General features: G+C 73.8%; 5 protein-coding genes. 2 read left to right on the forward strand and 3 right to left on the reverse strand.

Features of this window, described 5'->3' with window-relative positions:
* A partial coding sequence (locus ACESL7_RS12130) for a TonB family protein (RefSeq protein ID WP_372893579.1) occupies nucleotides 1-336 on the forward strand: 336 nt, incomplete at its 5' end.
* A gap of 181 nt (nucleotides 337-517) precedes the next feature.
* On the opposite strand, the gene cobT is transcribed toward ACESL7_RS12130, so the two are convergent.
* Nucleotides 518-1,564, reverse strand: coding sequence for a nicotinate-nucleotide--dimethylbenzimidazole phosphoribosyltransferase (cobT, locus tag ACESL7_RS12135; protein ID WP_372893580.1), 1,047 nt, complete (start codon nucleotides 1,562-1,564; stop codon nucleotides 518-520).
* Nucleotides 1,565-2,047: 483 nt separating this feature from the next.
* Entirely contained in the window at nucleotides 2,048-2,812 is a 765-nt protein-coding gene (locus ACESL7_RS12140) for a WecB/TagA/CpsF family glycosyltransferase (RefSeq protein WP_372893581.1), read from the reverse strand.
* 736 nt (nucleotides 2,813-3,548) lie between these two features.
* Here ACESL7_RS12140 and ACESL7_RS12145 point away from each other — a divergent pair.
* Entirely contained in the window at nucleotides 3,549-4,481 is a 933-nt protein-coding gene (locus ACESL7_RS12145; protein ID WP_372893582.1) for a P-loop NTPase, read from the forward strand.
* 15 nt (nucleotides 4,482-4,496) lie between these two features.
* Here ACESL7_RS12145 and ACESL7_RS12150 read toward each other — a convergent pair.
* Nucleotides 4,497-5,782, reverse strand: a 1,286-nt coding sequence (locus tag ACESL7_RS12150) for a GumC domain-containing protein (RefSeq protein WP_372893583.1), incomplete at its 5' end; no start/stop codon positions are given.

Consider the following 5,782-nt stretch of genomic DNA (forward strand, 5'->3'; position numbering starts at 1 on the left):
CAGGCGGACGCCGCCGGCACGGGCCAGGGCAGCGAGGCGCTTGGCGCCGGCGCGCGACAGCAGCTGATGGCGGCCTGGGGCGGGCGGATCGTGTCGCATCTCGAGCGCGCCAAGCGTTACCCGCGCGGGGCCCGCGCCGACGGTGTCGTCCGTCTGCGGCTGACAGTGAGCCACACGGGCGAGCTCGCCGGGGTGACCGTGGCGCGGTCCTCGGGGACCGCGCGGCTGGACCGGGCGGCGGTGGAGGCGGCCCGTCGGGCCCGCCTTCCCGAAGCGCCGGAGAAGATGCCCGCGGGCACCTATCCCTTCACGCTGGCGATGCGGTTCGAACCCTGAGGGGGGCCGGCAAGGCAGGGTGCCGGCATGGACATTCCGAAACGGCGTCTTCCCGCGCCGGACCCCTGACCCTCGCGCCGCACCGGACACTCGGCCCCGCGGCATGGCCGCCGACCGGCGCGGGGGGAGGTGTTTCGCGCCGTTCCGTCTCGCGTTCCGCCGGTCCCTGCCCCGCGCTGCGCTACGCCTCCACGCCCACCTCGGCGAGGGTGGCCATGCCGCCGTGGCAGGCCACCGCGCCCCGCAGGACGGAGATCGCGAGGGCGGCACCGGTGCCCTCCCCGAGGCGCATGCCGAGATCGAGGAGCGGCGTCTTGCCGAGCGCGGCGAGGAGCGGCGCGTGGCCGGGCTCGGCGCTCGCGTGACCCACGAGGCAGTGGTCGAGCGCCGAGGGGTCCTCCGCGTGGAGCGGCAGCATCGCGGCGGTGCAGATGAAGCCGTCGAGCACAACCGGCACGCCCGCGCGGCGCGCGGCGAGCGCTGCACCGCAGAGCGCCGCCTGCTCGCGTCCGCCGATCGCGGCGAGCGCGGCGGCGCCCCCCTGTCCCGCGTGGCGCGTCACGGCGGCCTCGACCGCGCGGCGCTTGCGCGCCATCACCGCGTCGTCGGCGCCGGCCCCCGGCCCGACCCAGTCCGCGGCCGCGCCGCCGAGGTGCAGCGCAGCGAGCGCCGCGGCCGTCGTGGAGTTGCCGATCCCCATTTCCCCGAGCACGAGCGCATCGGCCTCCGGGTCCACCGCCGCCGCGCCGCGGGCGAGCGCCTCGAGCGCCTCGGCATGGGTCATCGCGTCGCCTTCGGTGAAATCCCCCGTCGGCCGGTCGAGGTCGAGCGCCACCACCTCGAGCGCCGCGCCGGCCTCCCGGCAGAGCTGGTTGATCGCGGCGCCGCCGGTCTCGAAGGTGGCGACCATCGCCGCGGTCACCGCCTGCGGGAAGGCCGCGACGCCCTGCGCGCAGACGCCGTGATTTCCCGCGAAGACGAGCGCCTGCACCCGGTCGAGCCGCGGCCGGGCGCGGCCCTGCCAGCCGGCCAGAAAGGGCACCGTCGCGCCCAGCCGGCCGAGCGCGCCGGGCGGCATGGCGAGGTCCGCGAGCCGGGCGCGCGCGGCGTCGGCGGCCGCGGCATCGGGACCGGGCAGGGTCCGGGCGAGGGGGCCGAGATCGGCGAGGGTGCGAAGGGGCAGGGCGGTGATCATGCGGGCCTCGGGATCGGGAACGCCCGTGCTCATCGCACGCCCCGCCCGGGGGTTCAAAGCGAAACGCGAGACCTGCAGGTGTCCCGGAGCGGTCGGGCGTCTTTGCGGTCACCCGTCAGGAGCTGACCTTTCATCGCGTGCCCTGTGGGGCGGGCTCCGGGTGCTGTCCCCGGTGGCCGCGACGGGCCTCGCATGGCTGCGGCCAGGGGCGGAGCGCGGAGTGCGGGCCGCGTCGTCCGCGTCATCGTGATGATCGCGGCGCCTTGGCCCCAAGGATGACGGAGCTGCGGGACCGACAGGGGTGCATCCCCGCGGGCCGTCTCACCTTATCCGGTTCCGCCGCCCTGATGCAGGGCGCTGGGCATCCGGTTCCGGCTTTCGGCAACGCGGCATGGGTCTCGGGCCCCGGCAAGAGCCGTGCGACGCCGGGCCGTGGCCATCCGTGACGTGGGCCCGGCCGGGTGATGTCCGGCCGCGCGCGGCTCTTTCGCGCGACGCCGGCCCAAGGTGCCCTGCCTACTCCGCCTGTCCCGCGCGGAGGCGCAGGGCGCGCGCGGCTTCCCCCGGCAGGATCGCCGCGCAGCGCGCGTAGCGCGGGCCGAGGCGCGCGGGGCTCGATCCCATGCGCCAGAGCCACTCCATCGCCATCCCCCGGACCCAGCGCGGCGCGCGGCGCTGGGTGCCGGCGAGGAAGTCGAGCCCCGCGCCCACGCTCGCGAAGCCGATGCCGGGGGCGATCTGCCGCCCGCGCCCGGCCAGTCGCTCCTGCCGGGGGGCGCCGAGCGCGAGAAAGGCGAGCCTCGTGCCGGTCTCGCGCAGCTCGGCGAGCAGGGCGCCGGCCTCCGGCCCGTCCGGGTCGAACCCCATCGGCGGCGCGATCTCGGCGGCGATCTCGAGACCCGGCACCCGACGTCGCAGCACCTGGCCCGTCGCGGCGAGCGTGGGCGCCGTGGAGCCCACAAGCGCGATGGGCGCCCCCGCGTCCGCGGCCGCCCGTGCGAGCGGTACGACCATTTCGGAGCCGGGCACCAGCGCCACCGGCCGTCCGGCCAGCCGCGAGAGCCAGACGACCGGGTTGCCATCGGCCACGACGATCTCATGCGCGGCGTAGGCGGCCGCGAACTCCGTGTCGCGGCGCAGTTTCACCAGATGGTCGAGGTTGAGCGTCGCCAGCGCGAAGCCCTCCCGGGCGGCGAGCCGCGCGCGCACGGTGTCGAGCGCCGCGGCTCGGTCGGGCGCCGTGATGCGGATGACCCGGCCTCCGACGGCACGGAACTGCATGCGCTTCCCCTCTCGCTTGCGCGGCGTTACCTTGCCGAACTGTCCCGCGCGTGCCAAGCCACGGCTGCGAAATCGACAAATTCCGCGCGCATGACCCGCCCTCGCCCGTGCTGGCGATCGGTGCTCCGGTCGGGCCGTGGCGGCGCTGGGGCCCGCCGCGCTCGCCGGCTTTGCGCTCTCCGTCCGGCGCAAGGCCCGCGAGTTCCGGCATGGTGGTCAGCCGGCGGCGCCTCTCGTCCAGACGTGAGCATGCCATGTTTGGTCGTGGGCGCCGCAGGCGCTATTGTTTCCATATCGCGAAATCACACACGAAACGGCGCAATTCGGCCAGATTTCGCTGGTGTCATGGGAGATGAGGATCAGGGTCGATCGACCGGTCAAATGCCCGATCGCGTCATCGACGCGCGGGAAGAGGGACGCAGAGAGGCGGCGCAGGATGAACACGCAGAATCGCTCGCTGGCCGAGATCGCGAAGCGCAGTCAGTCGGGTCTGCCCCGGCGCGGGATGCGCACGGGATCCGCCCCGGAGGTGGAGGATGCCCCGGGCGCGCGTGCGGCCCCGGCAGCGCGGCCGGCGCCTGCGCGACAGGGCGATGCATCCTGTCCGGCCGACGCGCCGTCGGTGGCGCCGGACGAGCATCAGTCCGAGAGTTTGTCCGCGCCGGGCGCGGCGCCTGATGCCGACAGCGCCCCGTCGCCGGAGGCGCCGGCGCCGCAAGAGACGCCCCCGAAAGACATGGCGGCGGTCTCCGCCGCTGAGCCCGCGGAGGAGGCCCTGCACGGGCCGACCGACGCGCCCGAGCCGGTGACGGCGCCGCGTGGCACGTCCTGGCCGGAGGCCGAACGGACCTTCGTGGCGGAGGAGGCCCCGTCGGGGCCGACCGACGCCGTGCCGCGAAGGCCGCTTCCGGCGGCTGCGCGGCCGCAGCCCGCCCCGGAGGTGCGCAACGCCTGGGCCTCGCTCAGGCAGGTGCCGCTGGACCCTGTCCATCTGGAGCGGCATCGCATGATCAGCGCGGCGCGCGAGGATCCCTCGCACGCGGCCTTCGACGTGCTGCGCACCCGTCTGCTGCAGGCGCTCGCGGACAACGGTTGGCGCCGCGTGGCGGTGACCTCGCCCACCAAGAACTGCGGCAAGAGCTTCGTCGCCGCCAACCTCGCGCTGAGTCTCTCGCGGTCCGAGACCGTGCGCACCCTGCTCCTCGATGCCGATCTGCGGCACCCCTCGCTCGCCAAGCTCCTCGGCGTGGCGGATCCCGGCCCGATCGGCGATCTTCTGCGCGGGCGGACACGTCCCGACCTGCACGTCGTGCGCTTCGAGGAGAACGCGCTCGGCGTCGGTCCCAACCTTGGTCTCGCGCTGAACGACCGGCAGGACCGCAACGCCGCGGAACTTCTGCAGGCACCGGAGGCCGCGGCGGCGCTGGCCCGGCTCGACACGGTGCTGCGGCCCGACGTGATGCTCTTCGATCTGCCGCCGGCGCTCTACCACGACGACGTGCTCGCGCTCCGCGACCGCTACGACGGTGTGCTGCTCGTGGTGGGCGGCGGGCTGACACGGCCCGACGAAATCACCGAGGTCTCGCGCCGGCTCGCCGATCACACGCCGCTGCTCGGCGTCGTGCTCAACCGCGCGGAGGGGCCGACCATCCGCGACTACAGCTACTGACCGCGCCGCGCGGCGTCAGCCCTGCGGCAGCCCGGGCAGGCGTTCGGCGAGCGGACGCAGCGACGGCACCTGCTGCGCTGCCATGCGCAGAAGCGTCGGAACCCCGAGCGCGACGAGAACAAGGCCCGCCGTCGCCGCGATCCACCGGCGTCGCCGTTCCCCGCGGGTGCGCACCGTCGGGATCGTGACCACGGGCCGGATCTCCAGCGATCGCTCCAACTGTGCCGCCGTCCGGATCGCCGGGTTCAGGAACTCGAGAATCGCCACCACGATGCCCGCGGCGACGACGCTGGCCACGCCCCCGGCCATGGCGACGGCCCGCCGGCTGCGCGAAACCGGGTACTCCGGCGGCTCCGCGGTCTCCAGGACCTCGAAGATCTCGGCGTTCTGCCGGTCTTCCAGGATGCGGGTCATCTCCGCCTCGGATCGGCGGCCGGTGACCAGTTCGAACTGGGTCTGAAGCTGTGCGAGCTCGCGGGTGAGCGCGCTGTACTCCTGTTCGATGAGCGGCGCGCGGGCGAACGTGTCTTCGATCTCCGCGATGCGCTCGCCGAGGAGGCGGCGCTGGTTCTCGAGGAGCGCGCGCTGGCGGTCCAGAACCTCTTCGCGCTGGCGCTCCTGGTTGGTTTCGAGCGCCAGAATCTCGCGGTCGAGTTCGAGTTCCGCGTCGCGCAGCGCCGAGAGCTGGTCACGCAGCGAAGCGATGTTTTCCGGCAGGCCGGCGGCGTTCGCGCGCTTGAAATCGGTGATTTCGCTCTCGAGCGCCTCGATCTCGTTCGTGATGCGCGTCTCTTCCTCGTTGAAGAAGGCCTCGGCGGTGCGGGCCTGTTCGATCAGGCCGCGCCGCCCCGCCGCGACGATATCTCCCATGAGTTCGTTGGCGATCGCCGCCGCCGTTTCCGAATCATTGAGCCGCACGAAGATCGTGATGCCCGCAGGCACATCGGCGTCGGGGGCAGACGCTGGGCGGTCGTTCTCGATCTGGCGCAGCTCTATGGCCTCGCGGGCGAGCGCCACCTTTTCGGCCATGCTGAGCTCGGACGCATCGCCGAACAGGCCGAAATCCTCGATCAGGGCCGTCATGGTGTCGCGCGTGAAGATCCGGCGTTCGATCAGGTCGAGCTGATCGCCCACGACGTTGCGGGCGGCGCCGCCCGTGTCCTCCTCGACCAGCGGGCCACGAATCTGCATCGACGCGACCGCCTGGTAGACCCGCTCCTGGCTCAGGGCGAACCAGACGGACGCGGCGCAGCCCAGGATGACGATCACGGCGATCAGCCAGAACTGCCGGCGGATGACAT

Source organism: Rhodosalinus sp., assembly GCF_041685465.1.
Classification (GTDB): domain Bacteria; phylum Pseudomonadota; class Alphaproteobacteria; order Rhodobacterales; family Rhodobacteraceae; genus Rhodosalinus.

What these genes read in the sequence shown, in the direction of transcription:
- cobT (WP_372893580.1), bottom strand. Translation starts at nt 1,564, where the DNA reads ATGAGCACGGGCGTTCCCGATCCCGAGGCCCGCATGATCACCGCCCTG.
- ACESL7_RS12145 (WP_372893582.1), top strand. Translation starts at nt 3,549, where the DNA reads ATGGCGGCGGTCTCCGCCGCTGAGCCCGCGGAGGAGGCCCTGCACGGG.
- ACESL7_RS12140 (WP_372893581.1), bottom strand. Translation starts at nt 2,812, where the DNA reads ATGCAGTTCCGTGCCGTCGGAGGCCGGGTCATCCGCATCACGGCGCCC.